The sequence below is a fragment of the Marinobacter sp. bablab_jr003 genome (genome assembly GCF_016464245.1).
Taxonomy (GTDB): Bacteria; Pseudomonadota; Gammaproteobacteria; order Pseudomonadales; family Oleiphilaceae; genus Marinobacter; species Marinobacter vinifirmus.
Genome location: NZ_JADARC010000039.1, coordinates 120485 through 143778, shown reverse-complemented (window position 1 = coordinate 143778; position 23294 = coordinate 120485). Strand labels below are relative to the sequence as shown.

The following is a 23294-nucleotide window of genomic DNA, read 5'->3' as shown; positions in this document are numbered from 1 at the left end:
GGCTCCTTGTTATACGTTCGGAAACTGGCGGGCGAAGGTTTGGAGTTCCGGGAAGAACGTCAGGAAATTCGCCTCGAGTTCCGGCTCATTGTCCCGAATTTCGTCAATTATTCCAGTGAATTGGTTGGGGAAGCGGATTCGGCCGGCAACCCGGTCCAGGGCGAAGCCTATGTTGTCGAGGTCCTGGTAGGCGCCAAACCAGTCGTGCTCCACCATACGGCGGGTGACTTTGACCATGGCAGGCGGCATGACTTGTTCGTGGCACTGCAGCTCTTGATAGACCGTCTGCACAAACTCCCCACTCTCGCAGTCGGCAAACCGGCACCAGTGCCGCAACAGGAAATGGTCGTAGAGAATGTCCAGCGCCACGCCGGCAAAGCGCCGGCGCTGGCTGGAGAACAGTCGCTTGCTGGCCAGCACTTGCGGGTGCTGGTCGGTGAAGCTATCGACTGCCAGGTGGTGGCGAACGCCTTCCAGCACCGGGGGTGGCAAGGCCGACCAGTCCACTCCCCGGGAGAAATCTCCGAGGATGCTGCCCACACGTGCCTCGGGGGAGTCAGGGGCGAGGAAGGTGTGGGCGAGGTGGTTCATACTCAGTCTTCTGCTAGTTCGATTTCTTCGGCAATATAGTCACTCGAAGCCGACCCGGAATATTCGATTTCCAGCAACGGACGCTGACCTGCATTCAGGGCATCTTCCAGAGCGTCACGACTCGTATCATCAAACTCCGCGCCGCTGGTCTCGATCTCAATCCCAAGAATACTGAAAACAGTGCCGGAAACCTCAGTTAGCTCCCCAGTTAGCTCAAACTCGAGCTCCTCGCCGGCTTCAGAATCATCATCGTCCCGCTCAATCCGGAATGCTTCCAGGAACACAACGCCAGACGCACTGGTACGTTCGATACCATCAACCTCCAGCTCGTAGCTGCCGTTCAGGTCTGCCAGTTTCAGGCGCTGATCACTGTCATCGTCACTGATAATGGTCAGGGGGGTAACCTTGACTAGCACGCCACCCACCCGGAAGGTTTCATTAGCCGGGTCCAGAGTATTTACATCGACCACACCTTCGACAGAGGCATTACCTTCACGGGCCTCGATTTCCTCTGCCAATACAGTGCCATCACTCCGGAATGTGCCTTCCACCTGAATCAACAGGCCTGGTACCAAGTCTGATTCCGTGAGGTCGTCATCGAACTCCGTGTCGTTATCTACCTGAACGATCAGGCCATTGATCCGGAAAGTCCGTGAACTTGCGCTGTAGGCCGAATTGACGGGCCCGGCGAACTCGATTTCGTCGCCAGAGCCCCGACGATAGCGGCGAATCTCGCCTTCATTGACTTGTTCCGCAATGAAATCAGTGCCCGAAATCGAGCCTTCGACTTCCACCAGCAGCAGATCGGCGAGGTCGGTCTCACTCAGGTCATCAGTAAACAAGGCGCTGCCATAGGAAACCAGCTGACCGTTGATGCTGAACTGCTGAAGGATGGTGTCGAGTGAGCCCGGATCAATGCGCCCTTCAATTTCCAAGTCGTTTTCGGTGCCATCAACCAGACCCAGAAAACTCGCTCGATAAACCCCATCTGGCTGGCGCCAGCCACTTACCCGCACAAAGTCACCGTTAGTCAGAGTGGTCAGGGTCGTTCGTTTGGTGACTGTCTGTTTATCGACAACCAAGGGTTGGCCGTAGATGGTGAAGGTCACCGCATCCACGGCACCGTCAGTATCCAGAATTTGCTGTACATCGGAGACGGGGCCACGGAAGGTATCGTCGTATTCAACAGTATCCGCGTCGCCGGAGCCATCATCACGCCACTCGCCATCAATCCTCAGGATCATGCCTTCTTCAAGCTGATCCTCGCGCTCGATGCCGTCATTGCTGATGACTTCGCCGTCAGTCTCAAACTTCACCCCATTCACAAACACACTGCCAAACCCGGAAACCGGCCCGACACTGGAGCCGGTGCCGCGAATGCCGCCGTCGGCTATACCGATACCGCCGCCTCCACCGCCGCCACAGGCACTGAAAATGCCGAAAGCCACAGGTGCGATTGCCAGGGAAAGGCGTTTACGGAGTTGGTCAGACGTCATTGTGCTCTCCCGCCAGCCATCCGGGCCGGCCATGGTTATCAGGTATCGTTAAAGCGACGGCGGGGAATGCCGTTGCTGAACAGGTCTTCAGGCTCAGCCAGTACCGATTCCGGTTCAGGCTGCCCCGCAGGAGCATAGGCGCTGCGTCTTAACAGAACATGACCGCTCTCCAGGGCCTCGACAATGCCCTTGCGCAGGAGTTCGTTCAGCACAACGGCAGACACCAGTTCGGGGTTGGCGCAACGCACCAGGTCGGTAAAGGCGTCATCCCCTTCGGCCAGGGCCAGCAGTATTCTGGGCTGGTGCTGCTCATCCAGGAAGTCACCGGTTCCCAACCAGCAGTTGATCACCTGCCGGGCACCGGGTGACAGCAAGGTGGTCACCAGCCCGGTCGGCTGCCATCGGGCAGGCTCCACCGTTGTGATCTTCGGGCTCATGAGCGTTTATCTCCGCTGGTGTCCGGTTGTATCGGTTCTTCGAAATAGAAAATGCCAACGCCGGTACGCACTTTGCTGGCGCCTTCATCCTGGTTTCCAGGCCCTTGGCGGTCATGGGGCCCCAGCCAGTCGTCCAGTTGTTCCAACAACGCCTGGGACTGTTCTGCCGAAATCTCCCGCCATCGTTCAATCACGTCTGCCGGGATGTTGTCGTAGGTCAGGGTCCGCTGGAACAGCGGCGGCTTCCCGGCCGAACGGCTGATCAGGTTGTGATCGATGGTAGCCACAAGATCAGATACGTCTTCACCGAAGATTTGGAGCATATCCTCACTGTCACCGGCCGGTACGTAGGCTCTTTGTTTTAGCTGGAGCCTGCCAGAGTCCGGCTCTACCGCAGCCACGCCCACCCGCATCAGCTCATCCAGCACAGCGCGCGGCGTCATGTCGCCGCTGTACTTGCGCACCAGTTCGGTGAAGCTGCCGGCACCTTCAAAATCCAGCATGGCGGGCTGTTTGTCGTCAGCCTGATAAGCCGGATCGTGTACCCAGCCAGACACCACACGGGATGCCCGGTTGGCGTTAGACCGGGATTCCCGCGCAGGGTTCTGGCCCGCCAGGATTTCCCGCTGGCGTTTGACTTCCTTGCGGGTAAGGCCGGTCATGACCGCTGCCCGGGAATCCGTAGGTTTACGCCGGCCATCACTGAAATCTTCCAGTGCCGCTTCCACATAGGCGCGTTTGACCAGTTCGGAGAATTCGCCGAAGGGCACACCGTTGCGCAACAGCAAACGGGCCAGGGGCCGCAAAATGCGGAACAGTGCTTTGTGGAGGGGGTTGGCATTGGCATCAGTCATGTTTGGGATTGTATTCCCATAGCGATTGTAAAAGCCAGAACGGGCCGCCAGCACTGCGGCCCGTTTCGGGATTACCGGTCAGTCGTCGTCACCGTCATCATCGTCCTCGTCTTCACGCTCGATGGTGAAGGCTTCCAGGTATCCGTCCCGGCGGCGACCCTCCACTTCTACATAGTCACCGACCATGAAGGCGTTGATATCGTCTACCCGGCTACGGCGGCCATCGTCATCGTCGTCATCATCAATCAGGGTGCTGGCCGTGAGTTGAACCCGAACGCCGCTGACAATCAGCACTTCACTGGCCAGGTCGATCTGCTCGATCCGGCCTTCCACCTCGTCATCGCCTTCCCGGCCTTCAATTTCCTCGGCCAGCAAGACACCGTTGCGGAAGTCGCCCTCTACCTTCACAAATACACCGTCCTGCAGGCTGCCGGCGCTGATGTCATCGAAATCAGTGTCGCTGTCGATCTGCACCAGCACACCGTTGATGCGGAAGGTTCGGGTACTGCTGTCGTAGTCGTAGAGATCACCGGAGATTTCGACGTCATCGTCGTCATCAAACAGGTCGTCTTCATCGCCAATTTCTTTGGCCATCAGGATCTCACCCTGCAGATAGCCTTCCACTTCTACCGCCATGCCGTCGCTCAGGTCATCCAGGTCAAAGTCGTCATCGCCACTGGCCAACTCGTAATTGACGGAGAAACCGTTAATGGTGAAGGTTCGGGCTATGGCATCCAGGTTTTGTACCACGCCTTCCAGCTCAACCTCATTGTCATCGTCGAAATCCAGTCCGCTAACCCTGGCGCCCACGTAACTGGCCCGGAAGCTGCCATCGTCCAGCCGCCAGCCGCTCACCCGCACCCGGTAGCTCTCCGGGCTGGCCGCCAGTTGCTCCGGGGTCGCGCCACGGAAGACCGTTTCATTGGTCAGGCCAATCACCTGGCCCAGCATTTCAAGCTGGCCGGTATTGGCCGAGGCGTCCCAGCTTGCCGCTGTCAGCGGGCCACGCAGGGTGTCGTCATAGGAAATGTCATCGGCCCGGCCTTCACCCCGGTCGTCCCAGCTGCCCTTCACTTTCAGGATCATGCCCTTGTCCAGCTGGTCTTCCCGCTCGAGCCCGTCATCGCTGTCCACCCGGCCATCGGTGGTAAAGCGAGTGCCGTTCACATATACACTGCCAAAGCCGGTAACCGCACCCACACTGGTGCCCTGGCTGCTGGCGCTGGTGTCAGCGGAACCGGAAGAGCCGGAGCCACCACCGCCACAGGCCGCCAGGCCACCCACCAAAGCTCCGGCCACCGCCAACTTGATCGCTTTCGAAAGTCCGTTACGTTTCATGTTCCATCTCCAGGCTGATTTCACTCAATCCGGCGCATTCTCACTAGGCGCCCATTCATTTGGGATATTATTCCCAATTATTTAAATGGGAAAATAATCCCAAACTTTTAGATTGTCCAGTTTTTGTTCATGAACTTTTTTTGAACCTGACCGGACAACGAACGTATACAGCAGAAGAAACACAAACCTGGAGACCGGTTATGCTGGGGTTCTTGAAGAGCGATCCGAAGAAGAAACTGCAAAAGGCCTATGAGGAAAAGCTGGCCAAGGCATTGCACGCGCAACGCAACGGCGATCTACGCAGCCACGGCACTTTGATGGAGGAAGCTGAAAAAATCTACGCTGAAATCCAGCAGCTGGACAAAGCCGGGGGCTGACAGCAATCCTCAGCCCCGGCCCGTTGGCTATTCGCCCATCAACTGGCGGATCCGTTGATTAAGGCGGTTCACCTCCCGGCGCATGTCCTGCACTTCGTCCAGTAGCTCCAGGGTCATTGCAAGCCCCGGCAGGTTGAGTTTCAGATCCCGCTGCAGGCGCAGGGCTTTCTGAAGACGCTGGAGTGCGGCCACATCAAACTGCCACTGGCGCACTTCCGGCAGTTCCTGCAGCGGGGTGATCACTCCGTAATTCACCAGTTTGATCACAAACTCCGCGTGGCAGGCACCACGCTCGCAGATTTCGCGCAGGGTGAAGGTGCTGCCGTTGGTGTCGGTCACTTCTACGGTCACTATCTGGTCTTTATTTGTCATGTTCACCCCCACTCACACGTGCAGCTTGCTGCGCGGATTGAAGTCTTTTTCCAGCTCCGCCAGCGTCTCGTAGAGCTTTTCCGCCTCCGGCGTGTGTTGCTCAGGCATGGCCACCTGCAGCACCACAATCTGGTCGCCCGGATGCTTGCCGGGGAAGCCCTTGCCTTTCAGTCGGAGCTTGCGGCCGCTGGAGGAACCTTTGGGCACTTTCACATTCACCTTGCCACCCACGGTTGGCACGGTCACCGTGGCACCCAGCGCCGCTTCCCAGGGCGTAACCGGCACTGTTACCAGCACGTCGTGGCCCTCGATGGTGAAATGCGGATGGGGCGCCATTTCCACTTCAATGAACAGGTCACCTGGCTCGGCACCACCCACGCCGGGTGCGCCCTGACCTTTCAGGCGAATGTGCTGGCCTTCACGCATACCAGCGGGAATCTTGACCTTCAGGGTTTTCTGCCGCGGCATCATGCGGCCATGGTCGTCGACTTCGTGCACTGTGAACGACACCTGTTTTTCACAGCCGTTAAAGGCCTCTTCCAGGAACAGGGCCAGGCGGGCGTGAACATCTTCCCCGCGCATTCTCGCGCCCTGGCGGAAACCACCACCGAAGTCTGCGCCTGAAAACCCGCCATGCCGGCCTCCGCCAAACATCTCCTCGAAAAACTCACTGAACTGCCGGGCATCGGCTTCGGTATATCCTCCGCCACCAAAGCCGGACGCACTCTGCCAGCCGGGTGGCGGCTGGAAGGAGCCATCGGCCCGGGCGCCGTATTTGTGCAGCTGGTCGTACTCGGCCCGCTTTTCCGGGTCTTTGAGCACTTCGTAGGCCTCGCCCACGTCCTTGAACTTGTCGCTGGCGTTCTCTTCCTTGCTCACATCCGGATGATATTTGCGCGCCAGCTTGCGGTAGGCCTTCTTGATGTCCTCGGGCGTAGCCGACTCGCTCACCCCCAGAACGGCGTAATAGTCTTTGAAGTCCATGTAACCCCTCGCATCTGACCAAAACATGATCTCTGACTTCTTATATTTGTCGCTGCCGTGGAAATTACAAGCTGCTTCCTTGCAGTCTTGCTGCAGATCAAACACTGAGACCGGGTTCACACCCTTTCTCCCGTGGCCGAATCTGACAACCTTTCGCCCCTGTTTGCGGTCGAGAAACGCCGGAGCTTGGGCAATAGTTGAAGGGCAGTATCCGTAGACGAATGGTCTACCCCTTACACATGGAGCTCTAACAATGATAAATAAAGCACACCGCTGGTCGCTCTCGGCGCTTGCCAGCAACGTCCTGAAACCCGCACTGGCACTCAGTGCCGCGCTGTTGTTTTCCGGTTGCAGCGAACTCGGCTACCTGCTGAGCAACGACAAAGTGACCGATGCCGACAACGACCAGGTAGTCTTTGTGGGCGATTCCATCTTTGCCCTGTCTGGCGAAATCCAGAACCAGCTGGAAGCCAGGGCCGGTGAAACCTTCCGCCGCTACACAGTTTCCGGTGCGGAGCTGTCAGGCGAGCTGATTGCCCCGTCTATTCCCCAGCAGTTCCGGGATGCGGTTGCTGATAACCCGGACATCGAAACCGTGGTGGGCGACGCCGGCGGCAATGACATCCTGATTCCGGCCATCGCCCTGAACTCCAATAACTGCAAAACACCCTGGTGGCGCTTCGGCCGGCTGAGCAAACAGTGTCGGGATTTCATCGATGATATCTACGTAGATGCTGTCGACTTTCTGAACGAGATGGCCGAAGCCGACGTCCAGAATGGCATTCTGACCGGCTACTACTACACCAAGAACGGCCTTTTCCGTCTGGATGATATGAAAGAAGCCGTGGACTACGGCAACGCCACCCTGGCCCGGGCCTGTGAGAACTCCGTGCTGAACTGCACCTTTGTGGACCCGCGCTGGGTGATCAACGACCGGGACATCATCTTTGATGGCATTCACCCGGCCGACAGCGGCTCGAAAAAGATCGCTGATCTGATCTGGCCGAAACTGCAACCGCTTCTCTGAAGCCCCAGCGTCCCGGCCGAGCATCGGCCGGGACCACATTCTGCAATACCACTGGCAGGACAGCTGCAATGAAACCACTCAATTCCGTATTGGCGCTCGGTGCCCTGGCCTTAGTGATTGCGGGCGGTTTTCATTACTGGCCCGAGTTATCAAAGCCGGCTATGCAAGCGCCCAATGGTTCCATCCCCTCGCGTGCGGCCGCGACGTCCGCCGCCGAGCTAACCCAAAGCGGCGACCAACGCGTTGTTGAACTGGCCGTTAAGTACCTGGAACTGTACGGCGACACCATCACCGAGCCGGCCACCCAGGCACGTCTGTATAACGAACGCCGAAACCTGTTGGCGCGTTATCCGGATTCCGGTAACGAACTTTTTCAGTCCGCCATCACCACCGCTTTTCCTGAACTGGCCGACAGCATTTTCGCGTTAATGGCCAAGCTGGACCGCTACAACCGATGGCTCGACAATCACGAGCTTCGTTTGCAGGGGCTGCCGGACATGGAACGCTACGCCGAACTCTGGCAGCAACGCGAAGCGATTTTCGGCCCGCTGGCAAGCCAGATCTGGGCCGAGGAACAAAACCCGGTGGAAGCGAAATCGGACCAGTTCCAGCAAACTCTGGCGCGGCTGGACCAGGCCAACCAGATGCCACTGACCGAGCTGGCTCACCAGCTACAGACCACCGCAGACGAACTATATGGTGCCGACCTGGCCAGACAACTGGCAGGTTCCGGTGCGACCGGCCATGCCCTGTTTGCCATGGACAGAGTGCAACAACAACTGGCCAACCTGCCGGCTGATCAGCGCCAGCAAACCATCAACGATCTGCGCCGCCAGATAGGCTACTCCGAAGAAGCCGTTCGCCAGTTAGCCAAGGACGACCAGCGCCGGGAGGAAAAATGGCAGAAAGGCAAAACCTACATGGCCGAAAGACGCACCTTGCAGAACCGCCTGAACGGCGACCAACTGGAGGCCGCGTTAACGGATCTTCGCCAGGAACATTTCGGGTTTTCTGCTCCGACCATCGAACGGGAAGAGGAAGAGGGCTTTTTCAGGTTTGAGCGCGAACGCCGCTACGGCTTGAATTAGCAAGCTAACGTCCATCCTCATAATCGCTTATAGCCGTTAGCACACCCAACCCTGACAATGGCGGGCTTTCTCTTCCCTGATTGGATCAAGGAGATCAGATTGAGCGCCGCCAACCACAATTCCGAGTCCGGCCTTCCAACCTGGCTAATCGTCTTTGCCCTGGCGATGGGCGGCTTTGGTATCGGTACCGGTGAATTCGCCATCATGGGGTTGATGCCCAATGTCGCCCAGGATCTCGGCGTTTCTGAGCCACAGGTAGGCCACCTTATCTCCACCTATGCGCTGGGCGTGGTAGTCGGCGCACCCATTCTGGCCATTCTCGGTGCGCAACTGTTCCGGCGGCAGCTGCTCATTCTTCTGATGTCCTTCTACGCGCTGGGCAACCTGGCCAGTGCCCTGGCCAGCAATTACGAATCCCTGCTGGTTTTCCGGTTTATCGCCGGACTGCCCCATGGCGCCTACTTCGGTGTTGCCGCACTTGTGGCAGCCTCACTGGTGCCGGTACACAAGCGGGCCAAGGCGGTGAGCCAGATCATGATGGGGCTGACACTTGCACTACTGATCGGCAACCCCCTGGCCACGGTGATGGGGCAATCCATGGACTGGCGCTATGCCTTTGGTTTTGTTGGCCTGGTGTCGTTACTAACCGTGGTGCTGGTTACGCTGTTCCTGCCCAAAAACCCGCAGGAACAAAGGCACAGCCCGTTAAGCGAAGTCCGCGCCTTTAATAAACCACAAATCTGGTTTGCGCTGGCCATTGGCGCTATCGGCTTCGCAGGCATGTTCGCGGTGTTCAGTTACCTTGCCCCGACACTGCTGGAAGTCACACGAGTGGATGCGGTCTGGATTCCCGTGGCCCTGGTGGTGTTCGGGTTGGGCGGTTTTGTGGGCAACCTGCTTGGTGGCTGGTTGTTTGACCGGCTGCAATTCCGGGCCGTTGGCGTGATCCTGGTATTCAGCGCCATGATTCTGAGCGTCTTTCCTTCTGCCACAGGCTCATTGCCCGTCTTGCTCGTGGTCTGTTTCCTGACCGCCTTGATGGTGGCCCTGGGCCCGGCTCTGCAAACCCACCTGATGGATGTGGCAACCGGCGCCCAGACTCTGGCCGCCGCCTCCCATCACGCCGCGTTCAATCTCGCCAACGCCCTCGGCCCATGGCTGGGCGGGCTGGCCATTACCGCCGGCTTCGGCTGGCAGTCCACTGGCTACGTAGGGGCTGCCACCGCCGTGGCCGGGCTGATGATTTTCCTGGTTGCCTGGCGCCGGCCTGAGCCGGTGCCAGAGGCCAGCTAGCCGCTCATTTCTCACGCTACAGTCATTATCATTCACTCCGCTTAGCCAGTAGAATAGCGAGCTTTGAACGTTACCTGCGCGGAAACCGGAGTGAAACCCCAGCCAATGCCCTCGCAACCTCTGGCAAATACCGGCCTCAGAGCCAGGCTATTGCGCCAACTGGATGATTCAGCGACAACGCTGAACGGCACCCAGTTGCCCTGCTTCGCAGAGCGCCTGAGCCGGCTGTTTGGCCTGGGCGACACCATGACTCTGGATGCGGCCATTGGTTATCGGGCGAAACAGCCAGGCACGCCTCAGGGCGCCACGGTAGAGCGGTTAACCGAGGAGCTGGCGACAATACGCAGGGCACTGGTTCAGCGTATTCGCGGGTTTGGCGCCGATCTGGAGTTTGACGGTGAACCCGAGCTTGAAGCCGCTCTCAATGCCTGGCTGGCGCTGCAACGCAAAGTGGCGGCCAACAGCCGTCAGTTGCGGGACAAGGTTCGAAAATCGATGAAAGATCAGGGCCCGAAGCTGGCCCACCTGGCCGAATTGGACGCCGTGTTTGATCAAACAATGGCCGGGTATACCGCACAGTGTTTTTCCCATATTCCCAAGGTTCTTGAACAACGATTCGAGCACCGATCGACCACCCCGGAGCAAAGCCCCACCCCGGCCACAACGGCCGACTGGTTCCACCGCTACTGCGAGGAAGCGCAGTCTTTGTTACTCGCTGAACTGGATGTTCGGCTGGAACCGGTTCTGGGTTTGCTGGAGGCTTGCCACAAAGAGGTTAACAACACCCCATGAGTAAACTGTTCTTTACCCTGGCGTTTGCCATCGGCCTGGCCGTGGTAGCCTGGATTGGTGCCGGATTTGTCGGTTCCGACCTGCTGGCGCTGGCGTTTACCGGCCTGATTGGCGCCGTTTACTGTCTCGGCTTTGGCGAACTGGTGAATTTCCGCCGACAAACCCGCGAACTGAACGCACAGGTTCATCAGTTACCTGAAAGCCAGGAGCAGGTTAACCACTGGCTTGGCAAACTGCGCGCCCCGATGCAGTTCCCGGTGCAACGGCGAATCGAGGGCCATGCCGCCGCATTACCCGGCCCGCAACTGACACCCTACCTGACCGGCCTGCTGGTGATGCTGGGCCTGCTGGGCACCTTTGCGGGCATGATTGTGACCCTGGGCGGCGCCGCCTCGGCCCTGGACAACAGCACCGAACTCAGCGCCATTCGCAGCGCACTGGCTGCACCGATTGCCGGGTTGAGCCTGGCCTTTGGCACTTCCATTGCCGGTGTGGCGGCCTCTGCCATGCTGGGGCTGGCTTCCACCCTGAGCCGCCGGGACCGGTTGCAGGCTTCCCGCGCACTGGATAGTGCTCTGCGCGACAAGCTGCATCATCTATCCGCAGATCATCAACGCCACCAGGCGTTCCAGGCACTGGAAAGCCAGGCCAAAGCCCTGCCCGAAATGGCCTCGGCCATGGAACGCATGACGGCGCGCATGGAGCAACTTGGCCAGCAACTGGAACAGTCCCTGACTCACAACCAGCAGGAATTCCACAGCACGGTCGGCCACCACTACCAGACCCTGGCCAACTCCGTGGCCGACTCCCTGAAAACGGCATTGGATAACACTGCAAAGCAAGCGTCAGAGCGGATTGAGCCCATTGTTGTCCAGGCCCTGGAGCAGCTTCAGAAGGATGCTCACGGCCTGCAACAAAGCTGGGCAGATAATGCCCGTGAACAACTCACCGAATTGATCTCCGGGTTTCAGACAGTTACCACAGAGGCGGGCGAACGCTGGCAGCAGAATCTGACTGCACAGCAGGCCCAGAACCAGGAGACGCTAGCGGCCCTCTCAAAGCAGAACGAACAAAGTCAAAGCCAGTTGCAGGAACAGCTCCACACCTGGCTTGGCACCATCAACGACCAGCACCAAACCTGGCTCAAGGAACAGCAGCAACAACTGGTACAGAGCTGTGAACGCCTGAACAACGCCGGAGCTGAGGTGTCGCAACACTGGCACCGACAGCAGGCTCAAAGTGACGACATGCTGGCAGCATTAAATGAGGCGCTGACTCAATACCAAAGCCATTTCCAGACCAGCAGCACCGGGTTGATTGAGCAGCAACAGGCCGGGCTGGCGGAACTGGTCAGCACCGTTGCCGCTCAGCTCGATCAGCTTCGGGAACAGGAAAGCGAGCGAGCCCGGGCTGCAAACGAGCGAATGGAACAACTGGAAGCCACAGCAGCCCGCCACCTGAGCGAGCTGGGCACCGCGCTGGAAGCCCCCATGACCCGCCTGATTGAAACCGCATCGGAAACCCCGAAGGCCGCCGCCGAGGTGATCCGCCAGCTGCAGTCGGAAATCGCCCGCAACAGCGAACGGGAAAACGAGTTGCTGGAAGAACGCCAGCGGCTGGTGCAGGAGCTGGACACTCTGCTGGAGAACCAGCGCAGCACCGCCGACAGCCAGCGGGATGCCGTAAATAGCCTGATCAGCGGCGCCGGTGAAACCCTGACCGGCATCAGCGAACGCTTCAACACCCTGATCCAGGAACAGAGCCAGCAACTGGGCAAACTGGGCGACGACATTACCGGCAGTAGCCAGGAAGTCGGCGCCCTGAGCGATGCCTTCGCGCAGGCCATTGAGCTGTTCAGCCAGTCCAACCAGCAGGTCATCGCCAGCCTGTCGGATATCCAGAAAGCACTGGATAACGCCGGCACCCGCCACGATGAGCAACTGGCCTACTACGTGGCCCAGGCACGGGAAGTGATTGACCTGAGCGTCAGCGCCCAGAAAGACGTCATCGATGCCGCCGCAGCACTGCGCCGGGCCGAACCCAGCGAGGCGGGCTGATGGAACAGCTGGAAGGCGGCGAACAGCAATCGGCACCGGTCTGGGCCATCTTCTCGGACCTGATGGCCGCGCTGGTGGGAATCCTGGCGCTGATTCTGGTGTGGGTAATCGGCATTCAGCTGGAGCTGAGTCAGTCCCTGGCCCAGGAAATCGAAAAGCGGGAAGCGGAAGAGCAGCGCAGGATCGCCCTGGAGCAAGCCCTGGAAGACCCGCTCACCAGGGGGCTGGTGACTTTCCGGGATGGCCGCATCGGCATCAGCGGCAACGTGTTGTTCGAGCTGAACTCGGACCAACTTCAGGCCGAAGGCGAGGAGGTTCTGGAATCATTGATTTCACCTCTGCAAACCTATCTGGCCCAGCACGATGAGCTGCTGATGGTGAGCGGCTTTACCGATGACCTGCCAATGCACCCGGGCAATCGTTACCAGGATAACTGGGGCCTTTCAGCCCAGCGGGCACTTACCGTTACCCGCTCGCTGACAGAACTGGGGCTGCCCAACGACCGGGTGTTCGCCGCCGCCTTCGGCCCGCACCATCCGGCGGTACCCAATGTGGATGCAGAATCCCGGGCCCAGAACCGGCGGGTGGAGATCAGTACCGTGCCCCGGGCGCCTTCGGCGGTCACAGAAGCCGAAAGGGAGTCGGGCGACCGATGACTACGAAAACATCCCTGCTCGACCCGCTCAGGCAATCCGGTGTCGATCGGCTGGACCCGGTGCGCTTTCGCTATCTGGAATCCTTCGAACGGCGATTGCGCGCAAAGGGCCTTCAACACGGTGAACACTGGCTGAAGCTTCAGCAGGCCGTTTCTGATTACCAGGCAAGGCAGGGTATGGCGGATGTGGCAGAGCAGGTCACAACACTAGCTGGCGATCAGAGCCCGTCGCAACTTACCCGCCTGCTGGATGCACTGAACCAATCGACGGAAGTGCCGGCACAGGCCCCTCGCTCGGCACTTGAGCAGCGGATCTTCGGAGGCGAAGAGGAGCTTCCCGATGCAGGCCCCAGCAACAACTCACCCAGGCCGCTGAAAGCCCTGGCCCGGGTCAAAACCGGCCAGGACACGCAGCAACTCCAACAGCGCATCCGCCAGGCTATCGAAAGCACACCCGCAGAGGCCGGCCCCATGAACGCACACCGCCTGGTCAGCCGGGCGCTGGCCGAGATGCAGAAACTCTCGCCCGAGTACACACTCCGCTTTGCCCGCTATATCGACACCTTGCTGGCACTGGAAAAATCCTCCCGGAAAAACTGACATCCCACACAACCGGATACATTCTGGCCCGATTCGCCCCCGGGATGGCCTCTTTCGCTGTCTGAAACCCGGAACCGGGTTGCTACGCTGGATTTTTTTGCCAGGAAATCCAGCATGCAGAATGTCCTTCGAATCCGGAACGGGGCCGTTGGCCTCAATGTTGTTACCCGGGGCCGGGAAGAGAATGAGCCGGTCATCCTGGTTCATGGCTACCCGGACAATCACCGGGTCTGGAACCCCGTGGCCGAACGGCTCGCCAGGTCCTTCTATGTCATCACCTACGATGTGCGCGGGGCCGGCGAATCGGACATTCCGGGAGATACCTCGGATTACCGCATGGCGGCACTCGCCTCGGACCTGGCCTGCGTGACAGACCAGGTGATCCCGGACAGGCCATTCCATCTTGTTGGACACGATTGGGGCTCTATCCAGAGCTGGGAATCTGTCACCCAGGGCCGCCTGCAGGCTCGCATCAAAACCTTCACCAGTATCTCCGGCCCCTCGCTGGATCACGCGGCATACTGGGCGCGCAGCAAGCTGACCAGCCGATCACTCGCCGACAAGGTGAAAGCATTTCGCCAGCTGGCAAGCTCCTGGTACATCGGTATGTTCCACCTGCCCCTCCTGGCGCCGGCAGCCTGGCGCTTCGGGCTGGATTCCGTGTGGCCGGATTATCTTCGCAAACAGGGGGTTCCGCTGGAGGTGCCCAACCCTTTCCAGAAACAAGACGGACAATTCGGGGTCAACCTGTACCGGGCAAACTTCCGCAGCAAACTGCTGTTTCCGGAACCACGGTATGCCTGCTGTCCGGTGCAACTCCTGGTTCCGCTCCAGGATGCCTATGTGGGCGAGCAGTTGTTTGACGATCTGGGCAAGTGGGTGCCGGACCTGACCCGCCATAACATTGATGCCGGGCACTGGGTGATTCTCAGCCACCCGGAAAAAGTGGCTCAGCTGATTGCGGACTTTGCCCGGCGGGGGCTGAAACAAAAAAGCCCCGACCACCAGGGTCAGGGCTTTCAGGTAAACGAGGCGGAAAGCCTTATTTAACCTTCGGGTCCAGCTCGCCAGCGGCGTAACGCTCGAACATCTGCTCGAGGTTCACCGGCTTGATCTTGCTGGCCTGGCCGGCACAACCGAAGGCTTCGTAGCGAGCTACGCAGATGTCGGTCATGGCAACCATGGTGGCCTTGAGGAATTTGCGCGGGTCGAATTCGGCCGGGTTCTGGGCCATGAAGCGACGAACGGCGCCGGTAGAGGCAAGACGCAGGTCGGTGTCGATGTTGACTTTGCGCACGCCGTGTTTGATGCCTTCGACGATTTCTTCCACCGGTACACCGTAAGTTTCCGGGATCTCGCCACCGAATTCGTTGATCACCTTCAGCCATTCCTGGGGTACGGAGCTCGAGCCGTGCATCACCAGGTGGGTGTCTGGAATGCGTTTGTGGATGGCTTTGATTTGCTCGATGGCCAGGATGTCACCTGTCGGCGGACGGGTGAACTTGTAGGCGCCGTGGCTGGTGCCGATGGCGATGGCCAGTGCGTCTACGTGGGTTTTCTTGACGAAGTCTGCCGCTTCTTCCGGGTCGGTCAGCATCTGGTCATGGTCCAGGGTGCCTTCGGCGCCGATGCCATCTTCTTCACCGGCCTGGCCGGTTTCCAGACTGCCCAGGCAGCCCAGTTCGCCTTCTACGGATACGCCACAGGCGTGGGCCATTTCTACAGTGCGACGGGTAACGTCTACGTTGTATTCGTAGCTGGTCGGGGTTTTGCCATCTTCACCCAGTGAGCCGTCCATCATCACGGAGCTGAAGCCGAGCTGGATGGAGCGCTGGCACACGGCGGGGCTGGTGCCGTGATCCTGGTGCATAACCACCGGGATGTGCGGCCATTCTTCGATGGCGGCCAGGATGAGGTGGCGCAGGAAGGGGGCACCGGCGTATTTGCGGGCACCGGCGGAGGCCTGAACAATCACCGGGGAGTCGGTTTTGTCGGCGGCTTCCATGATGGCGCGCATTTGTTCGAGGTTGTTTACGTTAAAGGCTGGCACACCGTAACCATGCTCGGCGGCGTGGTCCAGAAGTTGCCGCAGCGAAATCAGGGCCATGGGTTGTCTCCTTCGTTGACTTTTGATGTTTGGATTCTTGGTTCTCCCGCCGACTCCGGCATGAAACGCTGCCTTGGAGTCTGCGGCGGAGGGTGGGGTAGGTCTTTCGCGGAACCGCTACGAGCACATCCATGTGCGCTTCTCTCAGGCCATCCTTGGCCTTCGAAATTCCGCGAAAGACCTACCCCACCCTCCTTGCGATTCTGGCCCTGTGCGGGCTTCTCTCAGAATCGCTTTGTTGATTACGCTCCGCGCTCTTCCAGTACGGCTACTGCCGGCAAGGTTTTGCCTTCCACGAATTCGAGGAACGCGCCGCCGCCGGTGGAGATGTAGGAGATCTTGTCAGCTATGCCGTATTTGTCAACGGCAGCCACGGTGTCGCCGCCGCCGGCGAGGGAGAAGGCGTCGCTTTCGGCGATGGCTTCGGCCAAGGCTTTGGTGCCGTTGCCGAACTGGTCGAATTCGAATACGCCAACCGGGCCGTTCCACAGGATGGTTTTGGCGTTCTTGAGCAGGCTCGCGAACTGGCCGGCGGTTTCCGGGCCTACGTCGAGGATCATGTCGTCGGCGCTGACGTCGGAGATGTTTTTCACGGTGGCGGTGGCGGTTTCGGCGAATTCGCTGGCAACCACTACGTCGACCGGCAGCGGGATTTCAACGCGGCTGGCGATGTCTTTGGCGGTGTCGACCAGGTCGTGTTCGCACAGGGACTTGCCTACCGGGTGGCCGGCTGCGGCCAAGAAGGTGTTGGCGATGCCACCGCCGACGATGATCTGGTCACACACTTTTTCCAGGGCGTTGAGGACGTCCAGTTTGGTGGAGACTTTGGAGCCGCCAACGATGGCCACCACTGGCTTGGCCGGGTTGTCGAGGGCCTTGCCGAGGGCGTCGAGTTCGGCTGCCAGCAGAGGGCCGGCGCAGGCTTCGGGAGCGAACTTCGCCACTCCGTGGGTGGAGGCCTGGGCGCGGTGGGCGGTGCCGAAGGCGTCCATCACGTAGACATCGCACAGGGCGGCGTATTGCTTGGCGAGGTCTTCGTTGTCTTTCTTTTCGCCCTTATTGAAGCGAACGTTTTCGAACAGTACGACTTCGCCGTCGGCCACTTCAACGCCGCCGAGGTAGTCTTTGATCAGGCGCACTTCCTGGCCCAGCAGGGTGCTCAGGTGCTCGGCTACGGGCTTCATAGAGGAGGCTTCGTCGTACACGCCTTCTTCCGGACGGCCCAGGTGGGACATCAGCATGACTTTGGCGCCGGCGTCTTTGGCGGCCTTGATGGTCGGCAGCGAGGCGCGGATGCGGGCGTCGCTGGATACTTTGCCGTCTTTGACCGGTACGTTCAGGTCTTCACGAATCAGAACCCGCTTGCCGGCGAGGTTCAGGTCAGTCATTTTTTTGATGGCCATAATCAGGTTCCGTAGTTATGGGTTCACAGGTGCAAATTGTTAAGCCTTGGGTGGGGTCTGACCCCAAACGGGGTCAGACCCCTCTGTATCCGTCGGGGCTGGGTGAAAGGTCAGGCCCCTTTTTAACCTTCAGGTTTCGGTTAGCCACGCCTGGCTGACATCCAGCATGCGATTAGCGAAACCCCATTCGTTATCGAACCAGCACAGCACTTTCACCATGGTGCCGCCGGTCACCCGGGTCTGGCCGCCGTCTACCACGCCGGAGTGGGCGTCGTGGTTGAAGTCGGAGCTGGCCAGGAGTTCGTCGGTGTAGCCGAGAATGCCTTTTAGCGATCCGTTAGCGGCGTTTTTCAGCAGCAGGTTTACTGCCGCAACATCGGTCGCTTCACGTACGTTCACCACCATGTCTATAGCAGACACATTCAGCGTTGGCACGCGCATGGCCACCGAGCTGAAGCGGCCTTCCATGTGGGGCAGCAAGCGTTCGATGCCGCGGGCCAGGCCGGTGTCTACCGGTACGATGTTATGGAGCGCGCTGCGGGTGCGGCGCAGGTCCTGGTGGTGGTAGGCGTCGATCACTGGCTGGTCGTTCATGGCGGCATGGATGGTGGTGGTGCTGCCCTGTTCTACGCCGAAGGCGTCGTCCAGCACCTTGATCACCGGTACCAGGCAGTTGGTGGTGCAGGAACCTGCAGCCACAATCACATCCTGCGGGTTAAGGTCACCATCGTTGATGCCATAGACCACGGTGCGGTCAACACTCGGCTCTCCCGGCTGGGAGAACAGCAGGCGCTGGGCACCGGCTGCGATGTGTTTTTCCGCAGTTGTCCGGTCCGAGTAGGCGCCGGAACATTCCAGCACCAGATCCACGTCCAGCAAACGCCAGGGCAGTTCCGCCGGGTCCGGGTGACGCAGTACTCGAATGCGGTCGCCGTTCACAACCAGGTTATCGCCATCCACGGCCACCTCACCGTGAAACCGCCCGTGGGTGGAGTCGTATTTGGTGAGATGGGCAATGGTGTCGATATCCGACAACTCGTTGATCGCGACCACCTGAAGATGGTCGCGATAGCCGTTTTCATACAGCGCCCGCAACACGCACTGGCCGATGCGGCCGTACCCGTTGATGGCGATGCGAAACGGCGTCGAGTTGGTCATCAGGCGTCCAGCAGTTCGTCAGCCACTTCCAGGATATTGTCGACGGTGAAGCCGAATTCCTTGAACAGCTCGCCAGCGGGGGCAGATTCACCGAAGGTGGTCATGCCCACAACGCGGCCGTCCAGGCCAACATACTTGTACCAGTAGTCGGCGATGCCGGCTTCGATGGCGATACGGTTGGTGACTTCCAGCGGCAGTACCTGTTGCTTGTACTCGGCGCTCTGGGCGTCGAACACGTCGGTGGACGGCATGGAAACCACACGCACGGCCTTGCCCTGCTCTCGCAACTTGGCGGCAGTGTCCTGGGCCAGGCCCACTTCAGAGCCGGTGGCGATCAGGATCAGTTCCGGGGTGCCTTCGCTGTCAGACAGCACGTAGCCACCCCTGGCGACGTTGGCCAGTTGTTCTGCATCACGCTGCTGGTGCGGCAGGTTCTGACGGGAGAACACCATGGCAGTGGGGCCGTCATTGCGCTCCAGGGCAGCTTTCCAGGCCACCGCAGACTCTACGGCATCAGCCGGGCGCCACATGCTCATGTTCGGCGTGGTACGCAGGCTGGCCATCTGCTCGATGGGCTGGTGGGTGGGGCCGTCTTCGCCCAGACCGATGGAGTCATGGGTGAACACATAGATGGAACGCTGCTTCATCAGCGCGGCCATGCGCACCGCGTTACGGCAGTATTCCATGAAGATCAGGAAGGTTGCGCCGTAAGGAACAAAGCCGCCGTGCAGGGCGATGCCGTTCATGATCGCAGCCATACCGAACTCACGAACGCCGTAATAAATGTAGTTACCGGAAGCGTCTTCCTTGCTCACACCTTTACAGCCAGACCAGATGGTCAGGTTGGAACCGGCCAGGTCGGCAGAGCCACCCATCAGTTCCGGCAGCAGCGGGCCATAGGCGTTCAGGGTGTTCTGGGATGCCTTACGGGAAGCGATGGTATCGCCCTTGTCCTGACATTCCTGAATATAGGCCTGGGCTTTTTCGGAGAAGTCTGCCGGCAGGTCGCCCGCCATGCGGCGCTTGAACTCGGCCGCCAGTTCCGGCTCGGCCTTTTCGTAGGCGGCGAACTTGTCTTCCCAGGCCTTCTGGGCCGCTGCGCCTTTCTCTTTGGCATCCCAGGCGGCATAGATTTCAGAGGGCACTTCAAACGGGCCATGCTGCCAGCCCAGAGCCTCGCGAGTCAGGGCGATTTCATCGTCACCCAGCGGGGCACCGTGGCAATCTTCCTTGCCCTGTTTGTTGGGGGAACCAAAGCCGATGATGGTCTTGCAGCAGATCAGTGTCGGCTGCTCGGTGTTGGCCCGGGCCTGTTCAACAGCCGCGCGGATGGCGTCGGCATCGTGGCCGTCAACGTCCGGAATTACCTGCCAGCCGTAGGACTCAAAACGCTGCGGAGTATTGTCGGTAAACCAGCCTTCCACTTCGCCGTCGATGGAAATGCCGTTGTCGTCATAGAAGAACACCAGCTTGCCAAGGCCCAGGGTACCGGCCAGGGAAGCCACTTCGTGGGAGATGCCTTCCATCAGGCAGCCGTCGCCCAGGAACGCATAGGTGTAGTGGTCCACAATGTCGTGGCCCGGGCGGTTGAACTGCGCCGCCAGGGATTTCTCGGCCAGCGCGAAACCAACGGCGTTGGCAATGCCCTGCCCCAGCGGGCCGGTCGTGGTTTCAATACCCGGTGTGTAACCGTATTCCGGGTGCCCCGGAGTCTTGGAGTGCAGCTGCCGGAAGTTCTTGATGTCGTCAATGCTAACGTCGTACCCGCTCAGATGCAGCAGGGAGTACTGCAGCATGGAGCCATGGCCGTTAGACAGTACAAAACGGTCACGGTTGGCCCATTGCGGGTTGGCCGGGTTGTGGCTCAGGTAATCGTTCCACAGTACCTCGGCGATATCCGCCATACCCATGGGCGCACCCGGGTGGCCGGACTTGGCTTTCTGAACCGCATCCATGCTCAGCGCGCGAATGGCGTTGGCGAGATCTTTACGGGACGGCATTGACAATTCTCCAGTGTTTTTCAGGAAAAGACTTCAAGCTGCAAAAACTGCTCAAAAAGAAGGCGCGTATTTTCGCCGATTACTGTGTGCCGGGGCAAATCCATATGTAGTGGTTTTCCGATGGCGCCGGTACAAAATCACCAAAGCGACTGATTTCACAAACGCTATAAATCTATATCAAAAAATTTTGATATGGCTATTGATCGATCAATCGAACCCCCCTACACTTGCCAACCATGACCTCACTCAATGCACATGCGAACGAATTGTCCTCGGTGGACACCCTGGTACCGATCTTCAAGGCGAGCGGCGACCCCCTGCGCCTGGAGATCCTGCGGGTGCTGCGCCGTGACACCTTCGGTGTGCTGGAGCTGAGCCAGATGTTTGATATGCGCCAGTCCGGCATGAGCCACCACCTGAAGGTGATGCACAAAGCCGGGTTGCTGGAGCCCCAGCGGGAAGGCAATGCCATTTTCTACCGCCGCCCCCTGAACCTGGACGGCGACAAGCTGGCAGACCAGGCCATCCGGCAGATTTTCGAGACCGTAGACCGGGTGCCCTTGCCTCCGCAGCTGGAAGACAAAATCGAGGCCATCCGCGAGCAGCGGGCGGAACAGTCCCAGGCCTTCTTCTCCCGGCATTCGGAGCAGTTCCGGGAACAGCAGGAACTGATCGCCGCCTTTGACCTGTATGCGGAGCCCACCGCCGAGCTGATCCGCAAGCGGGCAGCACGGCAGGACTGGCGCAGCGTGCTGGAAATCGGCCCCGGTGAAGGCGGCTTCCTGCCGGTGCTGTCACAACTGTTTGATCATGTGGTGGGGCTGGATAACAGCAAGGACATGCTGGCCAAGGCCACCCGCACCTGTATTGAGGAACGGCTGAACAACGTCGACCTTATTGAAGGTGTCACCGACACGGTACTGGCCCGGGGCGATGCCTTTGACCTGATTGTCGCCAACATGGTGCTGCACCACGTACCCAGCCCGGCGGACATCTTTCTGGACGCCGCAGCTCTGATGAACAGCGGTGGCTGTTTTATCGTCAGCGACCTGTGCAGCCACGACCAGGACTGGGCCAAGGAGAACTGCGGCGACCTGTGGCTGGGCTTCGAGCCGGAAGAACTCACCGCCTGGGCGGCCGATGCCGGCCTGACTGCGGGCGAGCAACTGTTTATCGGCCTGCGCAACGGCTTCCAGGTGCAGGTACGGGAATTCTGGAAAACGTCTGGAACGGCCTGAAGCCCGCGCAGACACTGGAACATCAAAAAACTTTGATATTGACGTACGTAGAATTACGTACACCGATTTTGAAAACGCTCACAGAGGAGCACCACTATGTCTGACTACAACATTTTCACCTCCGAGTCGGTCTCTGAAGGCCATCCGGACAAACTGGCCGACCAGATCTCCGACGCGGTACTGGACGCCATCCTGACCGACGACCCGCACGCTCGCGTAGCTTGCGAAACCATGGTGAAAACCGGTGTGGCCATCGTTGGCGGTGAAATCACCACCAGTGCCTGGGTAGACCTGGAAGACCTGGTGCGTGGCGTGATCAAAGACATCGGCTACACCTCCTCCGAAGTGGGCTACGACGGCGACACCTGTGGCGTAATCAACATCATCGGCAAGCAGTCGGTGGACATCGCCCAGGGCGTTGACCGCCAGAAGCCGGAAGACCAGGGCGCCGGCGACCAGGGCCTGATGTTCGGCTATGCCAGCAACGAAACCGACGTGCTGATGCCGGCGCCGATCACCTTCTCGCACCGTCTGGTGCAGCGCCAGGCCGAAGCCCGCAAGAGCGGCCTGCTGCCGTGGCTGCGCCCGGACGCCAAGAGCCAGGTAACCTGCCGCTACGAAAACGGCAAGGTCGTGGGCATCGACGCAGTGGTTCTGTCTACACAGCACGACCCGGACGTGACCCAGGAAGACCTGAAAGAAGCGGTGATGGAGCTGATCGTCAAGCACACCCTGCCGGCCGAACTGCTGCACAAGGACACCGAGTTTCACATCAATCCTACCGGCAAGTTCGTAATCGGCGGCCCGGTGGGCGACTGTGGCCTGACCGGCCGGAAGATCATCGTAGACACCTACGGCGGCATGGCCCGTCACGGTGGCGGCGCCTTCTCCGGTAAAGATCCGTCCAAGGTTGACCGCTCAGCTGCCTACGCCGGCCGCTACGTAGCCAAGAACATCGTGGCCGCAGGCCTGGCGGAGAAGTGCGAGATTCAGGTGTCCTACGCCATCGGTGTAGCCCAGCCGACTTCCATTTCCCTGAACACCTTCGGCACCGGCAAGATCAGCGACGACAAGATCATCGAGCTGGTACGCGCGCACTTCGACCTGCGCCCGTACGCGATCACCAACATGCTGGACCTGCTGCACCCGATGTACCGCGCCACAGCAGCCTACGGCCACTTCGGCCGTGATCCGTACGAGATGACCGTTGGCGGCAAGACCTTCACCGCGTTCCCGTGGGAAAAGACCGACCGCGCTGCGGCTCTGAAGGATGCTGCAGGTATCTAACGAATGACTCTGGATTCTTGTCGCGGCCCAGCCCTCTCATTTTTGGAGTGGGCGGCGGCAAGGAACGTCTTTCCGGGACACGCTCAAGCCATCCGTGGGCGCTTAGCTTTGGCCATCCATGGCCAAAGATAGTCCCGGAA

Annotated in this window: 22 protein-coding genes; 11 read left to right on the top strand and 11 right to left on the bottom strand. The window is 59.6% G+C overall.

Annotation, left to right across the window (positions count from 1 at the left end; all coding sequences use genetic code 11):
* Positions 1-9 precede the first annotated feature (9 nt).
* The 5 genes from H3Z84_RS04830 to H3Z84_RS04810 all read right to left on the bottom strand — a co-directional run bounded on the left by H3Z84_RS04830 (position 10) and on the right by H3Z84_RS04810 (position 4716).
* The gene (locus tag H3Z84_RS04830) at positions 10-591 is read right to left on the bottom strand and encodes an ACP phosphodiesterase (RefSeq protein WP_199456676.1); all 582 of its coding nucleotides are present in this window, start codon (positions 589-591) and stop codon (positions 10-12) included.
* A 2-nt stretch (positions 592-593) separates the two neighbouring features.
* Positions 594-2087 (bottom strand): DUF5666 domain-containing protein, encoded by a 1494-nt coding sequence (locus H3Z84_RS04825; RefSeq protein ID WP_228285708.1) that lies wholly within the window; start codon positions 2085-2087, stop codon positions 594-596.
* Positions 2088-2125: 38 nt separating this feature from the next.
* Positions 2126-2524 (bottom strand): hypothetical protein, encoded by a 399-nt coding sequence (locus H3Z84_RS04820; RefSeq protein WP_022989754.1) that lies wholly within the window; start codon positions 2522-2524, stop codon positions 2126-2128.
* Positions 2521-3378 (bottom strand): DUF6502 family protein, encoded by an 858-nt coding sequence (locus H3Z84_RS04815; protein WP_199456671.1) that lies wholly within the window; start codon positions 3376-3378, stop codon positions 2521-2523. The genes H3Z84_RS04820 and H3Z84_RS04815 overlap by 4 nt, the downstream gene beginning before the upstream one ends.
* Positions 3379-3456: 78 nt before the next feature.
* Positions 3457-4716, bottom strand: coding sequence for a DUF5666 domain-containing protein (locus tag H3Z84_RS04810; protein WP_228285707.1), 1260 nt, complete (start codon positions 4714-4716; stop codon positions 3457-3459).
* Between the two features lie 200 nt (positions 4717-4916).
* Between H3Z84_RS04810 and H3Z84_RS04805 the strand changes: the two genes are divergently transcribed.
* Positions 4917-5093, top strand: a complete 177-nt coding sequence (locus H3Z84_RS04805) for a DUF6435 family protein (protein WP_199456722.1) — start codon at positions 4917-4919, stop codon at positions 5091-5093.
* Positions 5094-5120: 27 nt separating this feature from the next.
* On the opposite strand, the gene H3Z84_RS04800 is transcribed toward H3Z84_RS04805, so the two are convergent.
* Both H3Z84_RS04800 and H3Z84_RS04795 read right to left on the bottom strand, forming a co-directional pair.
* Positions 5121-5465, bottom strand: coding sequence for a chaperone modulator CbpM (locus H3Z84_RS04800; RefSeq protein ID WP_199456670.1), 345 nt, complete (start codon positions 5463-5465; stop codon positions 5121-5123).
* Positions 5466-5477: 12 nt separating this feature from the next.
* Positions 5478-6449: a DnaJ C-terminal domain-containing protein gene (locus H3Z84_RS04795; RefSeq protein WP_199456668.1), complete on the bottom strand. Its 972-nt coding sequence runs from the start codon at positions 6447-6449 to the stop codon at positions 5478-5480.
* Positions 6450-6702: 253 nt separating this feature from the next.
* Between H3Z84_RS04795 and H3Z84_RS04790 the strand changes: the two genes are divergently transcribed.
* From H3Z84_RS04790 to H3Z84_RS04755, 8 genes are all read left to right on the top strand, one after another.
* Positions 6703-7476, top strand: a complete 774-nt coding sequence (locus H3Z84_RS04790; RefSeq protein ID WP_228285706.1) for an SGNH/GDSL hydrolase family protein — start codon at positions 6703-6705, stop codon at positions 7474-7476.
* Between the two features lie 68 nt (positions 7477-7544).
* A complete protein-coding gene (locus H3Z84_RS04785) occupies positions 7545-8564 on the top strand; it encodes a hypothetical protein (RefSeq protein WP_199456664.1) in 1020 nt (339 codons plus the stop codon).
* Positions 8565-8729: 165 nt separating this feature from the next.
* On the top strand, positions 8730-9857 hold the full coding sequence (locus H3Z84_RS04780; RefSeq protein WP_228285719.1) for an MFS transporter: 1128 nt from the start codon (positions 8730-8732) through the stop codon (positions 9855-9857).
* Between the two features lie 105 nt (positions 9858-9962).
* Positions 9963-10649: a DUF3348 family protein gene (locus tag H3Z84_RS04775; protein ID WP_094623749.1), complete on the top strand. Its 687-nt coding sequence runs from the start codon at positions 9963-9965 to the stop codon at positions 10647-10649.
* Positions 10646-12706 (top strand): DUF802 domain-containing protein, encoded by a 2061-nt coding sequence (locus H3Z84_RS04770; RefSeq protein ID WP_199456661.1) that lies wholly within the window; start codon positions 10646-10648, stop codon positions 12704-12706. The genes H3Z84_RS04775 and H3Z84_RS04770 overlap by 4 nt, the downstream gene beginning before the upstream one ends.
* The gene (locus tag H3Z84_RS04765) at positions 12706-13362 is read left to right on the top strand and encodes an OmpA family protein (protein WP_199456659.1); all 657 of its coding nucleotides are present in this window, start codon (positions 12706-12708) and stop codon (positions 13360-13362) included. The genes H3Z84_RS04770 and H3Z84_RS04765 overlap by 1 nt, the downstream gene beginning before the upstream one ends.
* On the top strand, positions 13359-13961 hold the full coding sequence (locus H3Z84_RS04760; RefSeq protein ID WP_199456657.1) for a DUF2894 domain-containing protein: 603 nt from the start codon (positions 13359-13361) through the stop codon (positions 13959-13961). Before H3Z84_RS04765 ends, H3Z84_RS04760 begins: the two co-directional genes overlap by 4 nt.
* A gap of 114 nt (positions 13962-14075) precedes the next feature.
* Complete coding sequence (locus H3Z84_RS04755) at positions 14076-15011, top strand: alpha/beta fold hydrolase (RefSeq protein ID WP_199456655.1); 936 nt, start codon at positions 14076-14078, stop codon at positions 15009-15011.
* Here the strand turns inward: H3Z84_RS04755 and fba are convergent.
* The 4 genes from fba to tkt form a co-directional block, all read right to left on the bottom strand.
* Positions 15004-16068, bottom strand: a complete 1065-nt coding sequence (fba, locus tag H3Z84_RS04750; RefSeq protein WP_058341641.1) for a class II fructose-bisphosphate aldolase — start codon at positions 16066-16068, stop codon at positions 15004-15006. The two genes, H3Z84_RS04755 and fba, sit on opposite strands and share 8 nt — an antisense overlap.
* A gap of 242 nt (positions 16069-16310) precedes the next feature.
* Positions 16311-17471, bottom strand: a complete 1161-nt coding sequence (locus H3Z84_RS04745) for a phosphoglycerate kinase (RefSeq protein WP_199456653.1) — start codon at positions 17469-17471, stop codon at positions 16311-16313.
* Positions 17472-17600: 129 nt separating this feature from the next.
* On the bottom strand, positions 17601-18629 hold the full coding sequence (locus tag H3Z84_RS04740; protein ID WP_199456652.1) for a type I glyceraldehyde-3-phosphate dehydrogenase: 1029 nt from the start codon (positions 18627-18629) through the stop codon (positions 17601-17603).
* Positions 18629-20629: a transketolase gene (gene tkt / locus H3Z84_RS04735; RefSeq protein ID WP_199456651.1), complete on the bottom strand. Its 2001-nt coding sequence runs from the start codon at positions 20627-20629 to the stop codon at positions 18629-18631. Before tkt ends, H3Z84_RS04740 begins: the two co-directional genes overlap by 1 nt.
* Positions 20630-20865: 236 nt before the next feature.
* Here tkt and H3Z84_RS04730 point away from each other — a divergent pair, with 236 nt between their 5' ends.
* Both H3Z84_RS04730 and metK read left to right on the top strand, forming a co-directional pair.
* Positions 20866-21867: a metalloregulator ArsR/SmtB family transcription factor gene (locus tag H3Z84_RS04730; RefSeq protein ID WP_199456650.1), complete on the top strand. Its 1002-nt coding sequence runs from the start codon at positions 20866-20868 to the stop codon at positions 21865-21867.
* Positions 21868-21963: 96 nt separating this feature from the next.
* A complete protein-coding gene (gene metK, locus H3Z84_RS04725; RefSeq protein ID WP_199456649.1) occupies positions 21964-23154 on the top strand; it encodes a methionine adenosyltransferase in 1191 nt (396 codons plus the stop codon).
* The last annotated feature ends 140 nt before the right edge of the window (positions 23155-23294 follow it).

What these genes read in the sequence shown, in the direction of transcription:
- H3Z84_RS04830 (WP_199456676.1), bottom strand. Translation starts at nt 591, where the DNA reads ATGAACCACCTCGCCCACACCTTCCTCGCCCCTGACTCCCCCGAGGCA.
- H3Z84_RS04825 (WP_228285708.1), bottom strand. Translation starts at nt 2,087, where the DNA reads ATGACGTCTGACCAACTCCGTAAACGCCTTTCCCTGGCAATCGCACCT.
- H3Z84_RS04820 (WP_022989754.1), bottom strand. Translation starts at nt 2,524, where the DNA reads ATGAGCCCGAAGATCACAACGGTGGAGCCTGCCCGATGGCAGCCGACC.
- H3Z84_RS04815 (WP_199456671.1), bottom strand. Translation starts at nt 3,378, where the DNA reads ATGACTGATGCCAATGCCAACCCCCTCCACAAAGCACTGTTCCGCATT.
- H3Z84_RS04810 (WP_228285707.1), bottom strand. Translation starts at nt 4,716, where the DNA reads ATGAAACGTAACGGACTTTCGAAAGCGATCAAGTTGGCGGTGGCCGGA.
- H3Z84_RS04805 (WP_199456722.1), top strand. Translation starts at nt 4,917, where the DNA reads ATGCTGGGGTTCTTGAAGAGCGATCCGAAGAAGAAACTGCAAAAGGCC.
- H3Z84_RS04800 (WP_199456670.1), bottom strand. Translation starts at nt 5,465, where the DNA reads ATGACAAATAAAGACCAGATAGTGACCGTAGAAGTGACCGACACCAAC.
- H3Z84_RS04795 (WP_199456668.1), bottom strand. Translation starts at nt 6,449, where the DNA reads ATGGACTTCAAAGACTATTACGCCGTTCTGGGGGTGAGCGAGTCGGCT.
- H3Z84_RS04790 (WP_228285706.1), top strand. Translation starts at nt 6,703, where the DNA reads ATGATAAATAAAGCACACCGCTGGTCGCTCTCGGCGCTTGCCAGCAAC.
- H3Z84_RS04785 (WP_199456664.1), top strand. Translation starts at nt 7,545, where the DNA reads ATGAAACCACTCAATTCCGTATTGGCGCTCGGTGCCCTGGCCTTAGTG.
- H3Z84_RS04780 (WP_228285719.1), top strand. Translation starts at nt 8,730, where the DNA reads ATGGGCGGCTTTGGTATCGGTACCGGTGAATTCGCCATCATGGGGTTG.
- H3Z84_RS04775 (WP_094623749.1), top strand. Translation starts at nt 9,963, where the DNA reads ATGCCCTCGCAACCTCTGGCAAATACCGGCCTCAGAGCCAGGCTATTG.
- H3Z84_RS04770 (WP_199456661.1), top strand. Translation starts at nt 10,646, where the DNA reads ATGAGTAAACTGTTCTTTACCCTGGCGTTTGCCATCGGCCTGGCCGTG.
- H3Z84_RS04765 (WP_199456659.1), top strand. Translation starts at nt 12,706, where the DNA reads ATGGAACAGCTGGAAGGCGGCGAACAGCAATCGGCACCGGTCTGGGCC.
- H3Z84_RS04760 (WP_199456657.1), top strand. Translation starts at nt 13,359, where the DNA reads ATGACTACGAAAACATCCCTGCTCGACCCGCTCAGGCAATCCGGTGTC.
- H3Z84_RS04755 (WP_199456655.1), top strand. Translation starts at nt 14,076, where the DNA reads ATGCAGAATGTCCTTCGAATCCGGAACGGGGCCGTTGGCCTCAATGTT.
- fba (WP_058341641.1), bottom strand. Translation starts at nt 16,068, where the DNA reads ATGGCCCTGATTTCGCTGCGGCAACTTCTGGACCACGCCGCCGAGCAT.
- H3Z84_RS04745 (WP_199456653.1), bottom strand. Translation starts at nt 17,471, where the DNA reads ATGGCCATCAAAAAAATGACTGACCTGAACCTCGCCGGCAAGCGGGTT.
- H3Z84_RS04740 (WP_199456652.1), bottom strand. Translation starts at nt 18,629, where the DNA reads ATGACCAACTCGACGCCGTTTCGCATCGCCATCAACGGGTACGGCCGC.
- tkt (WP_199456651.1), bottom strand. Translation starts at nt 20,629, where the DNA reads ATGCCGTCCCGTAAAGATCTCGCCAACGCCATTCGCGCGCTGAGCATG.
- H3Z84_RS04730 (WP_199456650.1), top strand. Translation starts at nt 20,866, where the DNA reads ATGACCTCACTCAATGCACATGCGAACGAATTGTCCTCGGTGGACACC.
- metK (WP_199456649.1), top strand. Translation starts at nt 21,964, where the DNA reads ATGTCTGACTACAACATTTTCACCTCCGAGTCGGTCTCTGAAGGCCAT.